21 protein-coding genes and 1 pseudogene are annotated in these 22,384 nt (G+C 65.5%); 12 read left to right on the forward strand and 10 right to left on the reverse strand.

The features are described 5' to 3' along the window. Positions 1–62 precede the first annotated feature (62 nt). Both B7G53_RS13470 and B7G53_RS13475 read right to left on the reverse strand, forming a co-directional pair. Entirely contained in the window at positions 63–974 is a 912-nt protein-coding gene (locus B7G53_RS13470) for a polyprenyl synthetase family protein (RefSeq protein WP_096668481.1), read from the reverse strand. A gap of 5 nt (positions 975–979) precedes the next feature. Then, positions 980–1,219 (reverse strand): exodeoxyribonuclease VII small subunit, encoded by a 240-nt coding sequence (locus B7G53_RS13475; protein ID WP_096668483.1) that lies wholly within the window; start codon positions 1,217–1,219, stop codon positions 980–982. Between the two features lie 229 nt (positions 1,220–1,448). On the opposite strand from B7G53_RS13475, the gene B7G53_RS13480 reads away from it, so the two are divergent. The 4 genes from B7G53_RS13480 to B7G53_RS13495 all read left to right on the forward strand — a co-directional run bounded on the left by B7G53_RS13480 (position 1,449) and on the right by B7G53_RS13495 (position 7,269). After that, complete coding sequence (locus B7G53_RS13480; protein WP_096668485.1) at positions 1,449–2,567, forward strand: aromatic ring-hydroxylating oxygenase subunit alpha; 1,119 nt, start codon at positions 1,449–1,451, stop codon at positions 2,565–2,567. Between the two features lie 100 nt (positions 2,568–2,667). After that, positions 2,668–3,687 carry a DMT family transporter gene (locus B7G53_RS13485; RefSeq protein ID WP_096668487.1) on the forward strand — a complete coding sequence of 340 codons (1,020 nt, stop codon included), beginning with the start codon at positions 2,668–2,670 and terminating at the stop codon, positions 3,685–3,687. Positions 3,688–3,723: 36 nt separating this feature from the next. Then, entirely contained in the window at positions 3,724–4,626 is a 903-nt protein-coding gene (locus B7G53_RS13490) for a sulfurtransferase (RefSeq protein ID WP_096668489.1), read from the forward strand. A gap of 66 nt (positions 4,627–4,692) precedes the next feature. Then, entirely contained in the window at positions 4,693–7,269 is a 2,577-nt protein-coding gene (locus tag B7G53_RS13495) for a PAS domain-containing sensor histidine kinase (protein ID WP_096668491.1), read from the forward strand. A 57-nt stretch (positions 7,270–7,326) separates the two neighbouring features. Here the strand turns inward: B7G53_RS13495 and B7G53_RS13500 are convergent, their stop codons facing one another. Continuing rightward, positions 7,327–7,809 carry a hemerythrin domain-containing protein gene (locus B7G53_RS13500; protein WP_096668493.1) on the reverse strand — a complete coding sequence of 161 codons (483 nt, stop codon included), beginning with the start codon at positions 7,807–7,809 and terminating at the stop codon, positions 7,327–7,329. Between the two features lie 414 nt (positions 7,810–8,223). Here B7G53_RS13500 and B7G53_RS13505 point away from each other — a divergent pair. From B7G53_RS13505 to B7G53_RS13540, 8 genes and pseudogenes are all read left to right on the forward strand, one after another. After that, positions 8,224–8,397: pseudogene (locus B7G53_RS13505) on the forward strand (sugar kinase); the annotation flags it as partial. Positions 8,398–8,451: 54 nt separating this feature from the next. Beyond that, a complete protein-coding gene (locus B7G53_RS13510; RefSeq protein ID WP_096668497.1) occupies positions 8,452–9,540 on the forward strand; it encodes a LacI family DNA-binding transcriptional regulator in 1,089 nt (362 codons plus the stop codon). 167 nt (positions 9,541–9,707) lie between these two features. Further along, on the forward strand, positions 9,708–10,379 hold the full coding sequence (locus tag B7G53_RS13515; protein WP_096668499.1) for an amino acid ABC transporter permease: 672 nt from the start codon (positions 9,708–9,710) through the stop codon (positions 10,377–10,379). Then, positions 10,379–11,032 carry an amino acid ABC transporter permease gene (locus B7G53_RS13520; RefSeq protein ID WP_096668501.1) on the forward strand — a complete coding sequence of 218 codons (654 nt, stop codon included), beginning with the start codon at positions 10,379–10,381 and terminating at the stop codon, positions 11,030–11,032. Before B7G53_RS13515 ends, B7G53_RS13520 begins: the two co-directional genes overlap by 1 nt. A 59-nt stretch (positions 11,033–11,091) precedes the next feature. After that, entirely contained in the window at positions 11,092–11,898 is an 807-nt protein-coding gene (locus B7G53_RS13525; protein WP_096668503.1) for a transporter substrate-binding domain-containing protein, read from the forward strand. A 31-nt stretch (positions 11,899–11,929) separates the two neighbouring features. Continuing rightward, positions 11,930–12,709 (forward strand): amino acid ABC transporter ATP-binding protein, encoded by a 780-nt coding sequence (locus B7G53_RS13530; RefSeq protein ID WP_096668505.1) that lies wholly within the window; start codon positions 11,930–11,932, stop codon positions 12,707–12,709. Next, complete coding sequence (locus B7G53_RS13535; protein ID WP_096668507.1) at positions 12,699–13,667, forward strand: sugar kinase; 969 nt, start codon at positions 12,699–12,701, stop codon at positions 13,665–13,667. Before B7G53_RS13530 ends, B7G53_RS13535 begins: the two co-directional genes overlap by 11 nt. Positions 13,668–13,681: 14 nt before the next feature. Further along, complete coding sequence (locus B7G53_RS13540; RefSeq protein ID WP_096668508.1) at positions 13,682–14,665, forward strand: 2-hydroxyacid dehydrogenase; 984 nt, start codon at positions 13,682–13,684, stop codon at positions 14,663–14,665. Between the two features lie 326 nt (positions 14,666–14,991). Here B7G53_RS13540 and B7G53_RS13545 read toward each other — a convergent pair whose 3' ends face one another. From B7G53_RS13545 to polA, 7 genes are all read right to left on the reverse strand, one after another. After that, the gene (locus B7G53_RS13545; protein ID WP_096668510.1) at positions 14,992–15,291 is read right to left on the reverse strand and encodes a hypothetical protein; all 300 of its coding nucleotides are present in this window, start codon (positions 15,289–15,291) and stop codon (positions 14,992–14,994) included. Position 15,292: 1 nt separating this feature from the next. Beyond that, complete coding sequence (locus B7G53_RS22870) at positions 15,293–15,445, reverse strand: hypothetical protein (protein WP_176491365.1); 153 nt, start codon at positions 15,443–15,445, stop codon at positions 15,293–15,295. Positions 15,446–15,593: 148 nt separating this feature from the next. Further along, positions 15,594–16,478, reverse strand: coding sequence for a ZIP family metal transporter (locus B7G53_RS13555; protein ID WP_096668514.1), 885 nt, complete (start codon positions 16,476–16,478; stop codon positions 15,594–15,596). A gap of 118 nt (positions 16,479–16,596) precedes the next feature. Continuing rightward, positions 16,597–17,496, reverse strand: coding sequence for a dienelactone hydrolase family protein (locus B7G53_RS13560; RefSeq protein WP_096668516.1), 900 nt, complete (start codon positions 17,494–17,496; stop codon positions 16,597–16,599). Positions 17,497–17,650: 154 nt separating this feature from the next. Next, on the reverse strand, positions 17,651–18,454 hold the full coding sequence (locus B7G53_RS13565; protein ID WP_096668518.1) for a fumarylacetoacetate hydrolase family protein: 804 nt from the start codon (positions 18,452–18,454) through the stop codon (positions 17,651–17,653). Between the two features lie 120 nt (positions 18,455–18,574). Next, positions 18,575–19,483, reverse strand: coding sequence for a helix-turn-helix transcriptional regulator (locus B7G53_RS13570; RefSeq protein WP_096668520.1), 909 nt, complete (start codon positions 19,481–19,483; stop codon positions 18,575–18,577). Between the two features lie 19 nt (positions 19,484–19,502). Further along, entirely contained in the window at positions 19,503–22,328 is a 2,826-nt protein-coding gene (polA, locus tag B7G53_RS13575) for a DNA polymerase I (protein WP_096668522.1), read from the reverse strand. Positions 22,329–22,384: the final 56 nt, after the last annotated feature.

A 22,384-nucleotide genomic window follows, 5' to 3' on the forward strand; every position in this document is an offset into this window, starting at 1 on the left:
TGTCTTGTTTCTGATGCCTTGTTTCCTGGAGATGCCGGTCGCTTCTTTACTCGAGTCTGTGCTCAAGTCGTTCGGTTGACCAGCATGTCGGCCAGCGCGCTGAGCGCGGCGGTGTGCCTGAGTTCGCTGGCCTTCAGGCTGTGATGCGCCTGGGACAACAGCTCCTGCGCGTAATTGCGCGAAGCCGGCAGGCCCATCAGCGACACAAAGGTGGGTTTATCCTGGGCGGCATCCTTGCCCGCGGTCTTGCCCAGCGTGGCCGAATCGGCCGTGACGTCCAGGATGTCGTCGACCACCTGGAACGCCAGGCCCACGGCGGCACCGTAGTCGCACAGCGCATTTTGTGCCAGGGCCGGGGCGGCGCCGCAGGCGGCCCCCATCAGCACGCTGGCCTGCAACAGGGCGCCGGTCTTGAGCCGGTGCATGTCATGCAGCTCAGCCGAGCTCAGCGCCTTGCCGACACTGGCCAGGTCGATGGCCTGCCCACCGGCCATGCCCTGGTAGCCCGCAGCCTGGGCCAGCATGCGGCACAGGGTCGCCTGCGTCGCGGGCTCGATGGAACCGTCTTCCGGCGTCAGCAGCTCGAAGGCCAGCGCTTGCAGCGCATCGCCGGCCAGCAGGGCCTGCGCCTGGCCGAATTTCACATGCACCGTCGGCTTGCCGCGCCGCAGGATGTCGTTGTCCATGCAGGGCATGTCGTCGTGCACCAGCGAATAGGCGTGAATCAACTCCACCGCACAGGCCACGCGCAGCGCCGCAGCGGGACTGCCGTCCACTGCCTCGCAGGCCGCCATGACCAGCAGGGGACGCAGCCGTTTGCCGCCATCGAGCACCGCGTAACGCATGGCGTCGCCGAGTCCGGCCGGGGCGGGCCTGGGTACGGGAGGGGCCACCCAGCGGCTCAGGGCCTGCTCAACGGCGGCGAGTTGGCGGGTGCTCCAGGCGCCCAGCACAAAATGGGTTTGTTCAGTCAATGGGCTTACTCTTGGTTCCAGGGCTTGATCTCGTTGCCTTCCAGCACCTTGATCTGATTTTCCACGGCCTCGAGCTTGCTGCGGCAGAACTTGAGCAGTTCGGCGCCGCGCTGGTAGCCGGTGAGCAACTGGTCCAGCGGCAACTGGCCGGATTCGAGGCGGGCCACCAGGGTTTCGAGTTCTTCCAGCGCAGCTTCGTAACTGGCGGGTGTGGCGGGGACGGGGGAAGAGGAAGTTTTGGCCATGGGTATTTGGTTGGAGGACTGATTTTAGGCCGTTGTGCGCCCTGCCGGCATTGTCCGTGTGCCCGGCCACCTGTTTATGGGGTGGAGGGGCTTTCACGGCAGGTCCGCAGCGGCACAAGGCGGGACCTGCACGGTACAATCGACAGGCTTCACGCCTTGACGCCCCGCCTGCCTGACAGGGTTGTCTGCCCCTTCCTCCACCCCCGAAACCGCCTGTTTCGGAAATTGCATGTCTGATCTAAGCCTCCGTCTCCTGCAGGCCACCAGCCAGCTCCCGGTTTCCAGCTACTTTGACGCCGGCCTGTACCAGCGGGAGCAGCAAAAGCTGTTTGCCCGCGGCCCGCGTTACGTGGGGCACGAGCTCTCCGTGCCGAATCTGGGCGACTACTACGCCCTGCCGCAAGAGCTCGGCGGCCGGGCCCTGGTGCGCAATGCCACCGGGGTCGAGCTGATCTCCAACGTCTGCCGGCACCGCCAATCCACCATGCTGCAGGGCCGCGGCAACACCGGCAGCAACATCGTCTGCCCGCTGCACCGCTGGACCTACAACACCAACGGCGAGCTGATCGGCGCGCCGCATTTCGAGGTCGACCCCTGCCTGAACCTGAGCCGCTACCAGACCAGCAGCTGGAACGGCCTGGTGTTTGAGGACAACGGCCGCGACATCGCCGCCGAGATGGCGCCGCTGGGCGCCATGCCCGACCTCGATTTTTCGGGCTACCAGCTCGACCGGATCACCCTGCACGAGTGCAACTACAACTGGAAGACCTTCATCGAGGTCTATCTCGAGGACTACCACGTCGGCCCCTACCACCCCGGCCTGGGCGCCTTCGTGACCACCGACGACCTGCGCTGGGAGTTGACGCCGCACTACTCGGTGCAAACCGTCGGTGTGTCCGACAAGCTCGGCAAGCCGGGCACCGACGTCTACAAGAAATGGCACGACGTGGTGCTGCAGTACCGCAAGGGCGTGCCGCCCAAGTACGGCGCGATCTGGCTGACCTATTACCCCAATGTGATGGTCGAGTGGTATCCGCACGCCCTGGTGGTCAGCACCCTGCACCCGCAGGGGCCGGACAAGACGCTGAACGTGGTGGAGTTTTTCTACCCCGAGGAAATCTGCGCCTTCGAGCGCGAGTTCATGGACGCACAGCAGGCCGCCTACATGGAGACCTGTGTCGAAGACGACGAGATTGCCCTGAGCATGGACGCCGGCCGCAAAGCCCTGATGCAGCGCGGCGACAACGAGTTCGGCCCCTACCAGAGCCCGATGGAAGACGGCATGCAGCACTTTCACGAGTGGTACCGCCGCGAGATGGGCGCCAGCAAGACCACGCAGATGCTTTGACGCGATTTCGACCCGCAGTTAACGCTATCTATTCGATAGCAGTTACCGTAAGAATCGCCTGGGCTGCAAGCACTTTTCACTTCTAACCACGAGCTCCGCCATGCAAGCCCTCTGGATGTTGGCCGCCGCCTTCTTCTTTGCCACCATGGCAGTCTGCGTCAAGTTCGCCTCGGTGTATTTCAACAGCGCAGAGCTGGTGTTTTACCGCGGACTGCTGGGCATGTTTTTCATGTGGGCGCTGGCCCGCACCCGTGGCGTGACGCTGGCCACCCGGTATCCCGGCATGCACATGTGGCGCAGCCTGGTCGGCGTGATCTCGCTGGGCGCCTGGTTTTACGCCATCGCCCAGCTGCCCCTGGCCACCGCCATGACGCTGAACTACATGAGCAGTGTCTGGATCGCCACCTTTCTGGTCGGCGGCGCGCTGCTGATGGGGCTGCTGCCGGCGCGCGGCGACAACGCGACAAGCATGGGCCCTTCTTCCCAAGCCGGGGCCGCGAAACCGGCTTTGCCGGGTCGCAGGCGCAGCGCCCCCACGGGGGGCAGCGAACCACACGCAGTGGGGAGCGTGGGGGCCCAAGGTCCCCTGGTGCTGACCGTCATCACCGGCTTCATCGGCGTGGTGATGATGCTGCGCCCGACGATAGAGCAAAACCAGGCCTTCGCCGGCCTGATCGGCCTGATGTCCGGCCTGCTGGCCGCCTTTGCCTACATGCAGGTGATGGCGCTGGCACGGGTCGGCGAACCCGAAACCCGCACCGTGTTTTATTTCGCCGTCGGTTCGGCCGTCGCCGGCGGCCTGGGCATGCTGGTGGCCGGCATCTCCGAGTGGCACTGGAAGCCGGCGCTGTGGCTGATTCCCCTGGGCGTGCTGGCCTCGCTGGGCCAGCTGTGCATGACGCGAGCCTACAGCATGGCGAAAACCCGCAGCGCCACGCTGGTGGTGGCAAATTTGCAATACTCCGGTATCGTGTTTGGCGCGATCTACAGCCTGGTGCTGTTTGGCGACCGGATTCCCCTGCTGGGCTGGGCTGGCATGGCGCTGATTGTGGCCAGCGGCATCGCCGCCACCGTGCTGCGCGCCCGCGCCGCGCCGGGCGCGCCTGCCGAAGAACACTGAATCGATTTCACGGTCTTGTTTTCAACCGGAGCCGCCATGTACACCACCCTGATTTCAACCGGACAGTTGCAGGCGCTGATGGCCAGCCACCGGCCCTGCCGGATCTTTGACTGCAGCTTCGACCTGATGCAGCCACAGGCTGGCAAACAGCTGTACCTGCAGGCGCACATACCGGGCGCGGTCTATGCGAACCTGGACACCGACCTGAGCGCCAAACACGGCGTGCCCGGCGCCCACGGCGTGCTGACCGTGCACAGTGGCACGGACCAGCCCGCTTCCGGCGGGCGCCATCCGCTGCCGAACCGCGAAAAATTTGCCACCTGGCTGTCCAGCGTCGGTTTCAGCAATGACATGCAGGCGGTGGTTTATGACCGCAATGGCGCCAACTACTGCGGCCGCCTGTGGTGGATGCTCAAGTGGGCCGGCCACGAAGCAGTGGCCGTGCTCGACGGCGGGCTGCAGGCCTGGCAGGCCGCTGGCGGCGCGGTCAACCGCGGGGAAGAGCCCTCGCATTTCCAGTCCATCTTTTTCCCCGGCCCGGAAAAGGCGCTGCTGGTCGACGGCAAAACGGTGGCCGACCACCTCGGCCAGCCCGGCCAGACGCTGGTGGATGCCCGCGCTCCGGCACGTTTTCGCGGCGAGGTCGAGCCGCTGGACCCGGTGGCCGGCCACATTCCCGGTGCGCTGAACCGGCCCTTTGGCGACAACCTCGGTCCCGACGGCAGGTTCAAGCCCGCCGAGCAATTGCGGGCGGAGTTTGAAGCACTGCTGGCGGGCCGCGACCCCGCTGGCGTGGTGCACCACTGCGGCAGTGGCGTCAGTGCCGTGCCCAACCTCCTGGCCATGGAAATTGCCGGCTTGGGCCGCACGGGCCTGTATGCCGGCAGCTGGAGCGACTGGTGCAGCGACCCCAGCCACCCCGTGGCCAAAGGGGGCTGAGACCGTGAGCAAGCAGTTTCACGCGTGCGATGCAGTGCTTTAGTATTCGTCAGACCAGCCCCCGTCATGCCCCACACCTCTTCCTATCCCGAAACCACCCGCCTGCTGGCTGCGGAGCTGATCGAAAAACGCTACTCGCACGGGCTGCGGTCGCTGTTGTTGATGTTGCTGGTCAGCCTGCCGATGGTGCTGGGCCTGTCGCTCGCCCAGGAAATCGGCCACTTGCAAATCATCGTGATCACCGTCGCGCTGGCGCTGACCGCGCTCGGCTACTGGTTGCTGCACCTGGGACATTACCAGTGGACCAGCTACCTGCTGGTCTATTCCCTGATTGGGCTGTCGGCGGCCGGCATGCTGGCCTACGGCTCGGCGCGCAGTGCGTTGCTGCTGGGTTTTGTCGGCGCCGTGATCGCCGCGGGAATGATGCAGGGAAAGAAGTCCCTGATCTCTGCGGTGGTCATCAGTGCCCTTGTCCTGGGCCTGCTGAGCTGGGCCGAACAGGCCGGCCTGCTGGTCAAACCGGATTTCGCGGTGGATCTGCGGTTCTGGCTGGTCAATGTCCTGCTGCTCACCGGCATTGCCGGCAGCGTGTACACCAGCCGCCGGGTGGTGCTCCGGGCGCTGCGCGAGCAACATGCCGAACTGCGCCGGCGCGAGAAGGCCGAAGACGAACTGCGCCTGAGCGAAGACCGCTTCAGCCGGATTTTTCGCAACAGCCCGGCGGCCATCATCGTGCAGGACCTCGAAGCGATGACGGTGCTCGACGTGAACCCCGCCTTCGAGCGCCTGTGGGGCTACTCGCGTGAAGAATCCATAGGCGGCACCGACGCCCATCTGTGGAATGACCTGGCGGCCCGCAAGGCCTTCCAGCGGCAGATGGCCGCCACGGGCCGTGCCATCAATCTGCCGCTGGAGGGCCGCAGAAAAGACGGCCGCCTGATCAACGCCCTGCTGTCGACCGAAATCGAAGGCCGCGGCCAGGGCCGCATCGTGGTCTCCACCATCACCGACGCCACCGCCGAAACCCAGGCCAGGCTGGCAGCGCGCCAGTCGGCCGAACTGTTCTCCAAGGCTTTTGATTTCAGCCCCATCAACATGACCATCACGCGGGTGTCCGACGGCACCTTCCTGGCCGCCAACGCTGCGGAAGACCGTATCCACGGCTTTGAGCCGGAAGACCTGGTGGGGCGCACATCGGTCGAGATCGGGGTCTGGCCCAGCGAAGCAGAACGCAGGCAGTTTGTCCAGGACCTGCAGGCCGGTGGGCGGGTGCTGAGCCGCGAAATGCAGATGCGCCACAAAAACGGCAGCATGGTCGACTGCCGGGTCTGGTCGGCGATCATCGACATCGCCGGCGAGCCCTGCATGCTCAACTCGACCATCAACATCAGCGAGCAAAAGCGCCGGGAAGCCCAGCTGATCGATGTCGCCAAAGCCCTGTCGAGCGGCACCGGCGAAGCCTTCTTCCGTTCCGTGGTCCAGCATCTGGCCATGGCCATCGGCGCGGATCTGGTGATCGTGGGCGAAACCATGGCGGACCAGACTGTCGCCTCCCTGTCCATGGTTCAGGACGGCAAGCTGCAGCCCGACATCCGGTATGCGCTGGCCGGCACCCCCTGCGACAAGGTCCTCAGCCAGTCCGACCTGTGTGTCTACAACGAGGGCGTGCAAGAGCTTTTTCCGCACGACCGGGTCCTGACGGAGGGCAACTTCCACGCCTACATCGGCGCGGCACTGTGCGATGCCGATGGCACCCCCATCGGCGTCGTCAATGCCTTGTGGCGAAAGCCCCAAGCCCGCTCCGCCGATCGGGATGCGTTGATGCAGATTTTTGCCAGCCGTATCACGGCCGAGCTGGTGCGGCTGCGGCGCGACCGTGAAATTTCGCGCTTTAACGAAACACTGGAGCAGCGTGTCAACGAGCGCACCGAGCAGCTCATGGCGACCAATGCCGAGCTGGAGTCTTTCGGTTACTCGGTGTCGCACGACCTGCAGTCCCCGCTGCGCAGCATCGAGGGATTCAGCGTGCTGCTGGCGCGCCGCCTCAAGGGCCGGCTCAGCGACGAGGAGCAACGCCTGTTCGACCGTGTCCGGGTCAACGTGGTACGCATGCACGAACTGATCAGCGACCTGCTGGCGCTGGCCCGCGTCAGCAAGGGAAAGCTGGTGCTGGAGGATGTGGACCTCAGCGTCATGGCGCAGCAGGTGGTCGTGCAGGAAAGGCAACGCGACCCGCAGCGTCCGGTGCAGGTCACGATCCAGCCCGGCATCCGCGGCCGCTGCGACAGCAAACTTGCACGCATCATCCTGGAAAACCTGATCGGCAACGCCTGGAAATACTCGCGCCAGCAGTCCGAAGCGACCATCGAGTTCGGCCTGCTGCCGGCGCGCGAGGGCGGGCGCAAGATGCTGTTCGTGCGCGACAACGGCGCCGGCTTCAACATGGAGTATGCCGACAGCCTGTTCAAGCCCTTCCACCGGCTGCACCATGACACCGAATTCGAAGGCAGCGGCATCGGACTGGCCACCGTGCACCGCATTCTGGAGCGGCACGGCGGCCTGATACGCGGCGAATCGTCCGAGGGGGCGGGCGCGTGTTTCTATTTTTCCTTCGATCCCCGCGTCGGCGCCGCCACGGCCTGAACGCCGCGGCAAACCTTCAGGGCAGACCCCGCGGGGCGGGGTCGCCGTGGCGCCGCCTCAGGCGGGCACCTCATCCTTGGCCAGCAGTTCCTGCTTGAGCGCCTTCAGGTCGGCAACCATGGCCTTGAGGTCCATGTCGCTCTTGCGGGCTTTGGGAAACATCTCTTCACGCTCTTCTTCCACGTGGTGGTCGACGTATTCGCCGAGCACAATCACCTTGGCATCGAACAGTGCTTCGTCCGCATCCATGTCCGAAATCTGCGCGATCAGGTCCTTGGCGCTGGCATGCTCGACCTCGGCTTCGTTGAGCAGCGCGTCGTCACCGATGGCCTCGCGTGCCGCCGGGTAAAAAATCTGTTCTTCGATGTCGGCATGCACGGTCAGCTCCTTGCAGATCCTGTCGGCCAGCGCCTTGCGCTCGTCGGCGGGCGCCTTGGCTTCGCTGAGTTTCTTGAACTGGGTGAACAGCTTCTTGACGGCAATGTGGTCGGCATCGAGCTGATCGACGGCGTCGTTCATCTTCGGGGGTGCTTTGCTCATGATGGGCTTCCTGGTGATGGTTGGTTTGTCACTCACAGCACCGGCGGTGCTGCATGCATGGCCGACGGCCAGACACAAAAACGACTCTAGACAGCGCTCCCATGCGCCTGTGTCAGACACCGTTGATGTGTTTGTAGGACAGCACGAAAGTGACATGCCCTTGTGAAGGCGTTGACACGCAGCCGCGTGACGGCCATGGCCGCGGCCCCGTGAAACAGGCTGCGCGGCAAGGTGGCGCTGATCACCCTGCGGCGACGCCGGCCTTGGCCGCGCGGAGGCCCGTGCTGTTCGCCAGCGGTTTTCTGCATAAAATCGGGCTCCAGCCCTTTTTCCATAAGCATAAGCAGCTATCAATAAAGTAGCAAATAGGAGGTGCTACGATTCGCGCACCCTGCACTCTCCCCGTGAACACCCATGACAAGCGCGCTCGATGTCGTCACTTTTGGCGAAGCCATGCTGCTGCTGGCCGACCGGCCGGGCCCGCTCGAAAACGCCACCTCTTTTTACAACCACACGGCCGGCGCTGAAACCAATGTGGCCATCGGCCTGGCGCGCCTGGACCTGAAGGCTGGCTGGGCCAGCCGCCTGGAACAGGGTGCTACCATTTACTGAAACTGGTTTCACGCCGGCCCATGCCCTGCCATGCCCACCCCTGCACTCCTGACTGCCGCCGCCCCCGCGCCACCCACGCCGCGTGCCACCATTGCCGATGTGGCGCGTGCCGCCGGTGTATCCAAAGCCACCGTGTCGCGCTTTCTGAACCACCGCGACAAGCTCCTCAGCCCGGACATCGCACGCCGTGTCGAGGTCGCCGTCGCTGCCCTGGCCTACGTGCCCAGCCCCATGGCGCAAGCCCTCAAGCGCGGCCGCTCGCGCCTGATCGGCCTGGTCGTGGCCGATGTGACCAACCCGTTTTCCGTGGCCGTGCTGCGCGGGGCCGAAAAAGCCTGCCAGGAGGCCGGCTACCTGCTGATGCTGTTCAATCTCGGCAACAACGGCACGCGCGAACGCGAAGCCATTGAAGCCCTGACGGCTTACCAGGTCGATGGTTTCATCCTCAACACCCTGGGCCGGGATGCCGGCGCGGCGGCCGCGGCGGCGCGCCACGGCAAACCGGTGGTGCTGGTGGACCGTCGCCACCAGGGCATGCAGGCCGACTTTGTCTCGCTGGACAATGCCGGCTCGGTGCGTCTGGCGGCCGGCCACCTGGTCGAGCGCGGCTACCGCGAGCTGCTGTTCGTGTCGGAACCGGTCCGCGACGTCAGTTCACGCGTGGAACGCGAAGCCGCCTTTCTTGCCTTCCTCGCCGAGGGCACAGACAAACCGGCGGTGACGGGCCGTACCTTCGAGAGCAGCGCCGACAATGCCGACGCGCTGGACCAGGCCTTGCGGGCGCTGCGCCAGCGGGCCGGCCAGCACCTGCCGGGCATCGTGTCGAGCAACGCGGTGGTCACCCTGCGGGTGGTCGCGGCCATGGCCAGACTCGGCTGGCGTTTCGGCGAACAGGTCGGGCTGGTCGGTTTTGATGAAACCGAATGGTCGCCTTACGTCGGCCCCGGCCTGACCACCATCGCGCAGCCGACCGACGATATCGGCCGCATGGCCGCCGGCTGCCTGATCGAACGCCTGCGCGGCGTGGCGCTGCCGGCGCGGCAGATCCTGCTGCCCGGCCAGCTCATCGTGCGAGGTTCGTCCTCGCCGCTGCGCGACCCGCCGTCCGGCCACGCCTAGGGTTATCCATGCTTACGGCAGGCACCAGGATTCTTTTATAATTCACTGAAACCGGTTTCATAGACCTTCGCAAGCCACCTCCGGCTGCGTGTCCAGCCCCTTGTTCCAGGAATTCTCGCGTTCCCCCTGATTGCGGCGCTTGCGCCACCCAGCGCCGCCGCCCGTCCATGAACTACACATTTCAATTCGGTGATGTCTTTGCAGCCTGGCCCCTGTTGCTCAGGGGCACCTGGAACACCATCGAGCTGTCGCTGCTGGCGATGCTGTTCGGGCTGCTCCTGGCCATCGCCTGCGCCTGGGGCAAAACCGCCGGCCCCCGACCCCTGCGTTTTGTGATCAACGCCTACATCGAGCTGATCCGCAACACGCCTTTCCTGGTGCAGCTGTTCTTCTTCTTTTTTGCGCTGCCGGTGCTGGGCCTGCGCTGGTCGGCCTACACCGCGGCGCTGACGGCCATGGTCATCAACCTCGGTGCCTATGCGACGGAGATCATCCGCGCCGGCATCGAATCCATCCCCAAGGGCCAGATCGAAGCAGGGCTGGCGCTCAACCTCAAGCGCCACGAGATTTTCCGTTTTGTCATCCTCAAGCCGGCACTCAAGGCGATCTACCCGGCGCTGACCAGCCAGTTCATCCTGCTGATGCTCAGTTCGGCGGTGGTCTCGGCGATTTCCGCCGACGACCTGACCTCGGTCGCCGCCAACCTGCAGTCGCAGACATTTCGCAGCTTCGAGATCTACATCGTGGTCGCCGGCATCTACCTGCTGCTGGCGCTGGCCTTTTCCGCGCTGTTCCGCCTGATCTACAGGACCAGCCTCAACTACCCGGACCGCCGCTGATGCGTACCTTCGGCCTTCCCGAATTCCTGTTCATCCTGCAGGCGGCGCAGTGGACGATTGCGCTGTCGCTGATCGCCTTTGCCGGTGGCGCCATCGGCGGGCTGGTGATTGCGCTGGCGCGCACCTCCGGCAACCGCACGGCGCAGCTGCTGTCCGGCGGCTTCATCCAGATTTTCCAGGGTACCCCGCTGCTGCTGCAGCTGTTCCTGGTGTTTTTCGGCGCGCCGGTGCTCGGGTTCGACATCAACCCCTGGCTCGCCGCCGGCGTCGCACTGGTTCTCAACAGCAGCGCCTTCCTCGGTGAAATCTGGCGCGGCTGCATCCAGGCGGTGCCGGCGGGACAGACCGAAGCAGCCCATGCACTGAACCTGTCCTACAGCGCGCGCCTGCGCGACGTGGTCCTGCCGCAGGCCTTCAAGATAGCGCTGGCGCCCACCGTGGGCTACATGGTGCAGATCATCAAGGGCACCTCGCTGGCCGCCATCATCGGCTTCGCCGAGATCACCCGCGCCGGCCAGATCATCAACAACGCCACCTTCCAGCCGCTCATCGTCTTCAGCGTGGTCGCGGCCATTTATTTCGTGCTGTGCTGGCCACTGTCGCTGCTGGCCGCACGGATGGAGCGCCGGCACGCCGCAGCGCTCTCACGCTGACCGCAAGGCAGCCGCTTCGCAGCTTTCGTTTCTTCCCCTCAATCAACGGAGACTTCCCCATGATCAAATCCCTGCAACGCCGCGTGTTCACCGGCACCGCCCTCGCCCTCGCCCTGACGGCCACGCTGTCGGCCTGGGCCCCCGCGGCCAGCGCGCAAAGCGTGGCCGACATCAAGAAAAAAGGCGAGCTCACCGTCGGCATGCTGGTGGACTTTCCGCCCTATGGCACGACCAACAGCGCCAACCAGCCCGACGGTTACGACGCTGATGTGGCGCGCCTGATGGCCAAGGACCTGGGCGTCAAGCTCAACCTGGTGCCGGTGACCGGCCCCAACCGCATTCCCTTCCTGCTGACCAACAAGGTCGACCTGCTGGTCGCCTCACTGGCGGTCACACCGGAGCGCGCCAAGCAGGTCCAGTTCTCCAAGCCCTATGCCGCCGCCAGCATCGTCGTTTACGGCGACAAGAAGGCCGGCATCAAGACCGCGGCCGACCTCAAGGGCAAACGCGTCGGCGTGGCCCGGGCCAGCACCCAGGACGTGGCGCTGACGGCCGTCGCGCCTGAAGGCACCGAAATCCGCCGCTTCGACGACGACGCCTCGGCCATGCAGGCGCTGATGTCCGGCCAGGTCGATGCGATCGGCTGCTCGACCACGGTCGCCGCGCAGATCGACAAGCGTGCGCCGGCCAACACCTACGAAAACAAGTTCCTGCTGCGTCAGCAGGTGATGGCGGTCGCCATGCGTCCCGGCCAGGCCGAGCTGCTCAAAACCGTGGATGACTTCGTCGCCCGCAACACGGCCAACGGCGAACTCAACAAGCTGTACCGCAAGTGGCTGGAAACCGACCTGCCGAAAATGCAATAAACCCCTGGACGGTGCTTTCATGACAGACACAATGCCTTCCCGGACCCCGGTCGCGGGAGCCGAACCCATCATCCGCATCGAAGCGGTGGACAAATGGTTCGGCAAGTTCCAGGTACTGACCGACATCAACCTGAGCGTGGCGGCCGGGGAACGCATTGTGGTCTGCGGGCCGTCCGGCTCGGGCAAGTCCACGCTGATCCGCTGCATCAACCGGTTGGAGACCGTGCAGAAAGGCCGCATCGTGGTGGACGGCATCGACCTCACCGCCGGCGGCAGGAATGTCGATTCGGTGCGCCAGGAAGTCGGCATGGTGTTCCAGCAGTTCAACCTGTTTCCGCACCTGACGATTCTGCAGAACTGCATGCTGGCGCCGATGCGCTCGCGCGGCCTGAGCAAGCAGGAAGCCGAAGCCATCGCGATGAAATACCTCACGCGTGTGCGCATTCCCGAGCAGGCGCAGAAATACCCGAGCCAGCTCTCGGGCGGCCAGCAACAGCGCGTGGCCATCGCGCGTGCGCTGTGCATGACACCCAAGATCATGCTGTTTGACGAGCCGACCTCGGCGCTGGACCCGGAAATGGTCAAGGAGGTGCTGGACACCATGATCAGCCTGGCCGATGAAGGCATGACCATGTTGTGTGTCACGCACGAGATGGGGTTTGCCCGCAGCGTGGCCGACCGCGTGATCTTCATGGCCGACGGCAAGATCATCGAGCAGGCGCCGCCGCAGCAGTTCTTCAGCAACCCGCAGCACGAGACCACCCGCAACTTCCTCGGCCAGATCCTGAGTTCGCACCAGCATGCGCACTGAAGGCGCCGGCGCAAGGGACAGCGCGCTGGACGTTGTCACCTTCGGCGAAGCCATGCTGCTGCTGGTCGCCGACCGGCCCGGCCCGCTCGAGGACGCCGGGGCCTTCCACAAACGCACGGCCGGCGCCGAAACCAATGTGGCGATCGGCCTGGCGCGCCTGGGCCTGAAGGTCGGCTGGGCCAGCCGCCTGGGCACCGACATGATGGGCCGCTACCTGATCAAGGCGATGGCGGGCGAAGGCATCGACTGCTCGCACGTGATCTGTGACCCCACGCAGAAAACCGGTTTCCAGTTCAAGGGCCGCGTGCTCGACGGCAGCGACCCGCCGGTGGAATACCACCGCCAGGGCTCGGCCGCCAGCCACATGGGGGTGCAGGACATCGACGAGGACTGGCTGCTGTCGGCCCGGCACCTGCACGCGACCGGCGTGTTTGCCGCGGTGTCGGCCAGTACCCTGCCCGCCGCCCGCCGGACCCTGGACCTGATGCGCGCCGCCGGCCGCAGCGTGTCCTTCGATCCCAACCTGCGTCCCACGCTCTGGGCCAGCCCCGGGGTGATGCGAGACGCCATCAACGACCTGGCGGCGCGCGCCCACTGGGTGCTGCCCGGCCTCGAGGAGGGCCGCTTTCTGACCGGCGAAACCAGCGCCGAAGGCATTGCCCGCTTTTACCGCCAGCGCGGCGCACAACTCGTGGTCGTCAAGCTCGGCAGCGAGGGCGCGTATTTCGACGGCGACAGCGGTTGCGGCCACGTGCCCGGCTTTCCGGTCGCCGAGGTGGTCGACACCGTGGGCGCCGGCGACGGTTTTGCCGTCGGTGTGATCAGCGGCCTGCTCGACGGCTTGGGCGTGCCGCAGGCGGTCCGACGCGGCGCCTGGATAGGCGCACGCGCCGTGCAGGTGCTGGGCGACAGCGAAGGCCTGCCGACCCGCGCCGAACTCAACGCCGCCCAACTCTGAACAAGGTTCTCCCCATGCGCAAACACATCCTGGTCTTTCGCGAACTGCCCCCTGACCAGCTGGCGCGCCTGCAGGCGCTGCACGAGGTGACCGTGGCCGATCCGCGCCTCCCCGCGCAGCTGCCGGCGTTTCGCGCCGCCCTGGCCACGGCCGAAGGCCTGATCGGCGCGAGTTACCCGGTGGACGACGCCCTGCTCGCCGCCGCGCCGCGGCTCCGGGTCATCTCCAGTGTCTCCGTCGGCGTGGACAACTACGCGCTGCCCGCCCTGGCGGCACGCGGCATCCTGCTGTGCCACACGCCGGGCGTGCTCGACGAGACGGTGGCCGACACCGTGTTCGCCCTGCTGATGGCGACCAACCGGCGTATCGTCGAACTGGCGAACCTGGTCCGCGACGGCCGCTGGACACAAAACATCGGCGAAGACCTGTTCGGTTTTGATGTGCATGGCAAGACACTGGGCCTGCTCGGCTTCGGCCGCATCGGGCAGGCGATTGCGCGCCGGGCGGCGCTGGGTTTCGGCATGCCGGTGCTCTACCATGCGCGCCGGCCTGTCGACCTGGCGGTGCAGGCGCCCGAGCTGCGCGGCCGTGCCCAACACATGCCGCTGGACGAGTTGCTGGCGCGCGCCGACATCGTGGTGGCGATGCTGCCCTTGTCCGGCGAAACACGCGGCCTGATGGGTGCACGGGAGTTCGCCCTGATGAAAGCCGGCGCTATTTTTGTCAACGGCGGGCGCGGCGCCACCGTGCAGGAGGACGCCTTGCTGCAGGCGCTGGACCACGGCACACTGCGCGCCGCCGGGCTGGATGTTTTTGCCACCGAACCGCTGCCGATAGACTCGCCCCTGCGCCGCCATCCCAAAGTCACGGCCCTGCCGCACATCGGTTCGGCAACTTTCGAGACCCGGCACGCGATGGCCGAGCTGGCCACCACCAGCTTGCTGCAGGCCCTGGCCGGCGAACGCCCTGCGGCGGTGTTCGACACCACAACTTCCTAGCCGGATCGCCTCATAGCCGCTTAGCCGCTTAGCCTCATAGCAAAATCAGCCGCCAGCCCTTGTGCTGCGGTCGCAGGCAGCTATCGAAACAGGAGTGATTCAGCCCGGCTTGTCCTCAGCCAGGACCAGCAGCTGCAGGCCGCATGCATCGCCCATCCCGCCTCCCCTGCACTGACACGTCAGAAAATAGGCGGATACCGGGACGCCCGCCCCTTGCAACCCGAGTTACATCGGCTGTGGCGTGGGCTGCACCTGGCCGGGGTTGGGCGGGCTGGCGATGGGTTGCACCGGCTCGGGCGGTGGCACGTTGGGGTCGGTCGCCACGGCTACTCCCTTTCCGGTTTAACGGCGGGGGATGGCTCCACCGGTTTGTCGAGATCACGAATCATGCCCTCGCCTTCCAGGTCGCGGCCGTCGGACGGAATGTCGCGCTCGTTGCCGATCTCGGGCTCTTCCGTTGGCAGCGCAAGTTCCGTGTCATTGGCCGCCTGGTCCACCGCCGGATTGCGCTGCGGTGTGCCGCTCGGGTCCACCGGCAGTGGCGGCGTGGGGTCGTCGTTGCTGTCGTCGCCTGGCGTCACCGCCGGTTCTTCCTCCTCGGGAAGGGCGTTCGGTTCGGTATGCATTTCAGAACCCTCCCAGCGTCAGCGGCACGGTCTCGGTCACCACGGCCGCTGCCGCCGCCATGCTGGCGCAGACGGAGGTGAGGTAGGCGATGTAGGCCGCGGCGATGCGGCGGGTCCGGCGGGGTTTGAAAGGTGTGGGCGTTTGCAGTTTCATGGCGGCATCCTGGAAGAATGCCTCCATGATGGCCGCACCCGGGCGCCGCGCCTATAGGCTGCGATGCCTTCCGCCTGTCAGTGTCCGGCTGACAGGGCTGACAGGGCTGACAGGGCTGACCCGTCGGCCGGCAAAGGCCGCCAGCCGTTCAATGCGACGAATGCGCCAGCCCGCTGACCAGCGTGACCAGCGCAATCCCCACGCCCAGCCAGGCAATCTGCGCGAGTGTTTCGCGGGCCGTCAACCGTTTTTGCAGCTGCGGAATCAGGTCGGCCAGTGCCACATAGACAAAGCTGCTGGAGGCCACCACCAGGAAAAAGGGCAGCCAGTCGTGCAGCATGTCCACCAGCGCGTAACCGACCAGGCCGCCCAGGGCGGTCACGGCACCGGCCAGCGACACCTTGATCAGGGCCATGCTGCGGTTGCCGGAGGTATGGCGCAGCACCACCAGGTCACCCATGTGGTGCGGCACTTCATGCGCCAGCACGGCCAGCGCGGTGATCACACCCAGGCGCATGTCGGCAACGAAGGCCGAGGCAATCAGGATGCCGTCACCGAAGGCATGCACGCTGTCGCCGGTCAGCACGGCCCAGCTGCCTGCTCTGGCGGGCTGGCCGTGGTGGTGGTGACGGTGAAGATGCTGTTCGCCGGGCTGCAAGGAAGCGGGCGCGGTGTCCACGTGTTCGGCGCGCCCGGAGTTGCCCGATCGCAGCGGCGCGATCAGATAGTCCACCTGCTGCGGGCTCTTGGGGTCATGGTGCTCATGGCCGTGGTGGTACAGCTCGGCCTTGTCGAGCAGAAAGAAAAACACCAGCCCGACCAGCAAGGTGGCAAACAGCTCCTGCGCGCCGGCCTGGCTCTCGAAAGCTTCGGGCAGCAGGTGCATGAAGGCGGTCGCCAGCAGCGCGCCAGCGGCCAGGCTGAGCATGTGGTTGGTGTAGCGGGCCAGCACGCCAAAGCTGAGCAGCGCCGCCAGCCACACGCTGCCGATGCCGGCGGCCAGGGTGCCGGTCAAAATTGCTATCAATGTCATAGCTGCTCACGCCCGATCTATATGGGCTGAAGCCCGAAAAGGTTTTAAAAACTCGCCCAAAACGCAAAAAAGCCGCCGCACATTGCTGTGGGGCGGCTCCGTGCCGGGCGGGCTTGAGTTAAGCGACGCCGTTGGCCTTGAACCACGCCAGAGCGCGTTTCCAGCCGTCTTCTGCCGGCTCCTTGCGGAAGCTCGGCCGGTAGTCGGCGTGGAAAGCGTGCGGGGCATCAGGGTACACCACAAACCGCGAGGCCTTCGCCGCGGCACTGCCGCCGGCAAGGGCCGCTTTCATCTTATCAACCGTGTCAAGGGGGATGCCGCTGTCCTGCCCGCCATACAGGCCGAGCACCGGGCCGTTCAGGATGGGGGTGATGTCGATCGGGTGTTTGGGCGTGAGCGGCGTGCTGGCACCGACCAGGCGGCCGTACCAGGCCACACCCGCCTTGACGCCGGGGTTGTGTGCGCTGTACAGCCAGGTGACGCGGCCACCCCAGCAAAAACCGGTGATGCCCACCTTGGCGGTGTCGCCGCCGTTGGCGCCCGCCCACTTCACGGCGCCGTCCAGGTCGGCCATGACCTGGGCGTCAGGCACCTTGGAGACAACCTCGGCCATCAGCTTGGCCAGTTCGCCGAACTCTGCCGGATCACCCTGGCGGGCATACAGCTCGGGCGCAATGGCCAGGTAACCGGCCTTGGCCAAACGGCGGACGGTGTCGGCAATGTATTCATGCACGCCAAAAATTTCCTGGATCACCAGGATCACGGGCAGGCCGGTTTTGCCGGCGGGCGCGGCGTAATACGCCGGCACCTTGAAACCATTGACTTCAAACGAGGTTTCGCCAGCCTTCAGGCCCTCGGCGGACGTCTTGATCGCGGTCTGCGCCATGATGGGCAGGGCCGTGGCGGCATAACCGACGCCGAGTGCTGCCTTGAGCGCCGTGCGGCGGGTCGCTCCGTTCTCGTTGCTTTGGCCGGGGAGCAGGGAATCAAACTCGGATTTCTGGTCGCTGTTGAGCATGGCGGTTTTCTCAATGTCTGGGTTGAAGGGGCGTGAACAAAACGCGTTGAGTCTATGCGGTCGCATAAATTCCTGCTGGTGCGAGGAAATACCACGAGGTATTTCCTGCCGCCCACCGCGTCTCGGCCCCCCCTGCCCTCGCCTCCAATCGGGCTCACACAATCTTGACGCTGAGTCCGGGCAAACCGTCGATGTGGCATTCGATCACGTCGCCCTTGACCACCGGGCCGACGTTTTCCGGTGTACCGGAATAAATGATGTCGCCGGGAAACAGCTCGAAGGCCTCGGAGAGCCTGGAGATCTGCTCGGCGACCGACCAGATCATGTGGTTGAGCGTGGCCTGCTGCTTGGTCTGCCCGTTGACTTTGAGCCAGATCGCACCCTTGGTGTAGTGGCCGGTCTGCGCCACCTTGTGGATCGGGCCGATGGGCGCCGAGCGGTCAAAACTCTTGCCGATCTCCCAGGGCTTTTTCTGGTCACCCATGCCGCGCTGCAGGTCGCGCCGCGTCATGTCCAGGCCCAGGGCGTAGCCGTAAACGCAGTCCAGCGCCGCACTCATGGGGATGTTGCGCCCGCCCTTGGACAGGGCCGCCACCAGTTCGACCTCGTAGTGGTAGTTTTTGGTCAGGCTGGGATAGGGATGGTCAGCCACGGTGCCGGGCGCCACCGCCTGAATCGCATCCGTCGGTTTCTGGAAGAAGAAAGGCGGCTCGCGGGTCGGATCCGAGCCCATCTCGATCGCGTGGGCCGCGTAGTTGCGGCCTATGCAGTAAATGCGGCGCACCGGAAACATCTCGCTGCTGCCGGCAATCGGCACATAGGTGCCAGGCACGGTGAACGGCGTGGCCGGGGTGTTGGCCGCCGTGCCCGGGGTGGCGCAGCCGACCACCGCGCCTGCAGTCATCAGGACGCCGGATTGCAGAAGGCCGCGTTTGCTGATGTCAGTGATTTTTTTCATGTTTGTCTCCTTGGGTGTGGTCAGAGTCTGTCTCGACCGCAAGCTTAGGCCGCGCCCGGGACTGGCGTACAGACGCAATTACGCATTTACCGGACGATTCAATGCAACACGCGCAGGAGATCAGGCCGCGCCGGAGATCCTGGCGCGCACGCCGTCGCGAAAGGCCCGCGGCGTCTGGCCAAACCGCTGCCGGAAGCGCCGCGCGAAATAGGCCTCGTCGACAAAGCCCGAGGCATGCGCGATGCTGGCGATACGCTGGTTGCTGTGGGTCAGCAGTTCCTGCGCAAACTCCAGGCGCCGCTCGGTCACCAGCTCGGTGAAGGTCTTGCCGGTTTCCTTTTTGAGCAGGTGCGCCAGGTAGTTGGGCGACAGGAAAGCCGCGGCCGCCACATCGGCCAGTGCGATCTCGCCGGCCAGGTGCTCGCGGATGAACCGCACCGCCCGCTGCAGGCCGGCACGCCGGCTGCCTAACTGCGCCTGGCTGGCCGAAAACCGCAGCAGGTCGGCTTCGAACTTGCGGCAGACCAGCGCGATCAGCTGCAGCATCAGGCCGCGGATCATCTCGACCGAACCGAAACGCCGGTTGGCATTTTCCAGGGCGAGCTTGTCCAGCAGTCTCTCGATCTCGGGAAACTCTTCTTCCGTGAAATAGAAGTCGGCGTACTCCTGAAACAGGAAAGGCGCCAGCTCGGGCGCACGGCTCAAGGGCACGTCCTCCAGGTCCAGCGGGTCCACATCCAGACCGGGCCGCAAGAACTGCTGCGCCATGTTGATGATGACGTAACGCGAACCCTCGGGGTGCGGGATCACATGCACGCGGTAGGGCAGGATGAAACTCAGGTAGCCGCGCCGGAATGGCCGCACGGTGCCGGCCACGTTCTGTTCGGTGTCGCCCTGCAGGCTGATCTGGATCTGGAAATACTCATGCCGGTGCGGCCTGACCAGCGGCGGGCGCACCAGCTGGGAGCGGATGTCGAAATCGAGGTGGTCGGCACGCTCGGACATGCCGTAGGTCTTGATGGCTGTCATGCCGCCTGTCCCTGCGGCTTCAGTGCGCCTTTTCCCAGTTCGGCCCGATGCCGATCTCGGCCAGCAGCGGCACCTTGAGGTCCGCCACCCCGGCCATCAGGCGCGGAATTTCGTGGCGCACCCATTCGACCTCGGCCTCGGGCACCTCGAACACCAGCTCGTCGTGCACCTGCATGATCATTTTGGTAGCGCGTTGTTCGGCATCGAGCACGTCCTGCACCTTGACCATGCTGAGCTTGATCAGGTCGGCCGCCGTGCCCTGCATGGGCGCGTTGATGGCCTGCCGCTCCGCCGCCTTCTTGCGCGGGCCGTTGCCGCCATTGATCTCGGGCAGGTAGAGCCGCCGGCCAAACACGGTTTCGACGAAATGGTTCTTCTGGGCAAACACCACAGTCTGCTCCATGTAGTTCTTCACGCCCGGGTAACGCTGGAAATACTTGTCGATGTAGGCGGCCGCGGCCTTGGTTTCTATGCCCAGGTTGCGCGCCAGGCCGAAGCTGCTCATGCCGTAGATCAGGCCGAAGTTGATGACCTTGGCGTAGCGGCGCTGCTCGCTGCTGACCTGGTCCACCGCGACGCCGAACACCTCGGCAGCAGTCGCGCGGTGCACGTCCAGGCCGTCGGTGAAAGCGCGCAGCAGCGCTTCGTCGCCGCTCAGGTGGGCCATGATGCGCAGCTCGATCTGCGAGTAGTCGGCGCTGGCGATCAGGCAACCGGGCGGCGCCACAAAGGCCTCGCGCACGCGCCGGCCCTCGGCGGTTTTCACGGGAATGTTCTGCAGGTTGGGCTCGTTGCTCGACAGGCGCCCGGTCACGGCCACCGCCTGCGCGTAATGCGTGTGCACCCGCCCCGTCCTCGGGTGCGCGAGCTGGGCCAGCTTGTCGGTGTAAGTACCCTTGAGCTTGGAGAGCGAGCGGTGCTCCAGCAGCTTGGCCGGCAGCGGGTAATCCTCGGCGAGTTTTTCCAGCACCTCCTCGTCGGTGCTGCGCGCACCGGTGGCGGTCTTCTTGATCACCGGCATGCCCAGCTTGTCAAAGAAGATCTCGCCCAGTTGCTTGGGGCTGCCCAGGTTGAAAGGCTGGCCGGCAATCTCGTAGGCCTCGGCTTCGAGCTGCAGGATGCGCGTGCCGAGCTCGCCGCTCTGTTTGGCCAGCGTCGGGGCGTCGATCAGCACGCCATTGCGCTCGATGCGGTACAGGGCTTCGCTGCTGCGCATTTCCAGTTCGTAGATGAAGCGCAGCTTGTCGTCGGCCTGCAGCCGCGGCCAGAGCACGCGGTGCACGTCCAGGGTCTGGTCCGAGTCTTCACACGAATATTCGGCAGCCTTGGCGATGTCGACCTGGTTGAACTTGATCTGGTGCGCGCCCTTGCCGCACAGGTCTTCATAGTTGATGCCGCTGCGCCCCACATGGCGCACGGCCAGGCTGGCCAGGCCGTGCGGCTTGTGCACTTCCAGCACGTAACTCTGCAGCATGGTGTCGTGGACGTAGCCCCGCACCTCGACGCCGTGGTTGGCAAACACATGGCGGTCGTACTTGACGTGTTGTCCGAGCTTGGCCTTGGCCGGGTTCTCCAGCCAGGGTTTCAGGCGCGCCAGCACCTCGTCGCGCGGCAGCTGCGCCGGCGCATCGGGGTAGTCGTGCGTCAGCGGTATGTAGGCGGCCTCGCCCGGGGTGACACTGAAACTCAGGCCAACGATCTGCGCCTGCATTTCGTCCAGCGAGGTGGTTTCGGTGTCCAGCGCCACCAGCTCGGCGGCTTCGATTTTTGCCAGCCAGGCGTCGAACATCGCCCAGTCCAGCACGGTGTCGTAACGCAGGTTGGTGGCGCGCTCGGCCAGCGGGGTGGCCAGAAAGGCCGGCTCGTCAAACAGCCCGGGCTCGTCGGACGAGGCCGCGGGCGCGGCGCGGCCCTGGCGATGGGTGTCGGGTCCGGCCGGCAACTCGGCCGGCGCATTCTGCGCGTCTATGCTGCGGACCAGGCTCTTGAACCCGAATTTTTCGTAAAAATCCTTCAAAGCTTCTGTCTGCTGGCCGCCGACAGCTATGGATTCCATAGCAGGCAGACCCTCGATGTAGTCCTGCAGTTCGCAGTCTTTCTTGATGGTCAGCAGCTCGCGGCCCTTGGGCAGCCAGTCGAGCGACTGGCGCAGGTTGTCGCCGACCACGCCCTTGATCTCGCCAGCACGGGCCACCAGCGCATCGAGCGAGCCGTATTCGAGCAGCCATTTCACGGCCGTCTTGGGGCCGACCTTGGGCACGCCGGGCACGTTGTCCACCGCATCGCCGACCAGGGTCTGGTAGTCCACCATCAGGCGCGGCGGCACGCCGAACTCGGACTCGACGCCGGCCAGGTCGCGCCGGCGGTCGTTCATGGTGTCGATCACCGTGATGTTTTCATCGACCAGCTGGCTCAGGTCCTTGTCGCCGCTGGAGATGATGACCTCGATGCCCTGCTGCGACGCCATGCAGGCCAGCGTGCCGATCACGTCGTCGGCTTCCACCCCGGGCACGTCCAGCACCTTCCAGCCGAGCAGGCGCACGACTTCGTGGATCGGCTCGACCTGGCTGCGCAGGTCGTCGGGCATGGCCGAGCGCTGGGCCTTGTACTCGGGGTAGAGCGCATCGCGAAAGGTCGGGCCCTTGGCGTCGAACACGCAGGCGGCATAGTCGGCGCGCACGTCCTTGCGCAGCTTCTGCATCATGTTGATCATGCCGCGAATGGCGCCGGTGGCCGGGCTTTGCGGGTTGCCGGGGTCGGCGCGCAGATCGGGCATCGCATGGAAAGCGCGGTAGAGGTAGCTGGAGCCATCCACCAGCAGCAGTGTTTTTTTTTCGGTGCTCATGGCCCCGATTGTCACCGTTTTGCCGCCCCTATCCACGGGGGTGCCGGCCCCCTACA

It is taken from the genome of Polaromonas sp. AET17H-212 (assembly GCF_002379085.1).
Lineage (GTDB): Bacteria > Pseudomonadota > Gammaproteobacteria > Burkholderiales > Burkholderiaceae_C > Polaromonas.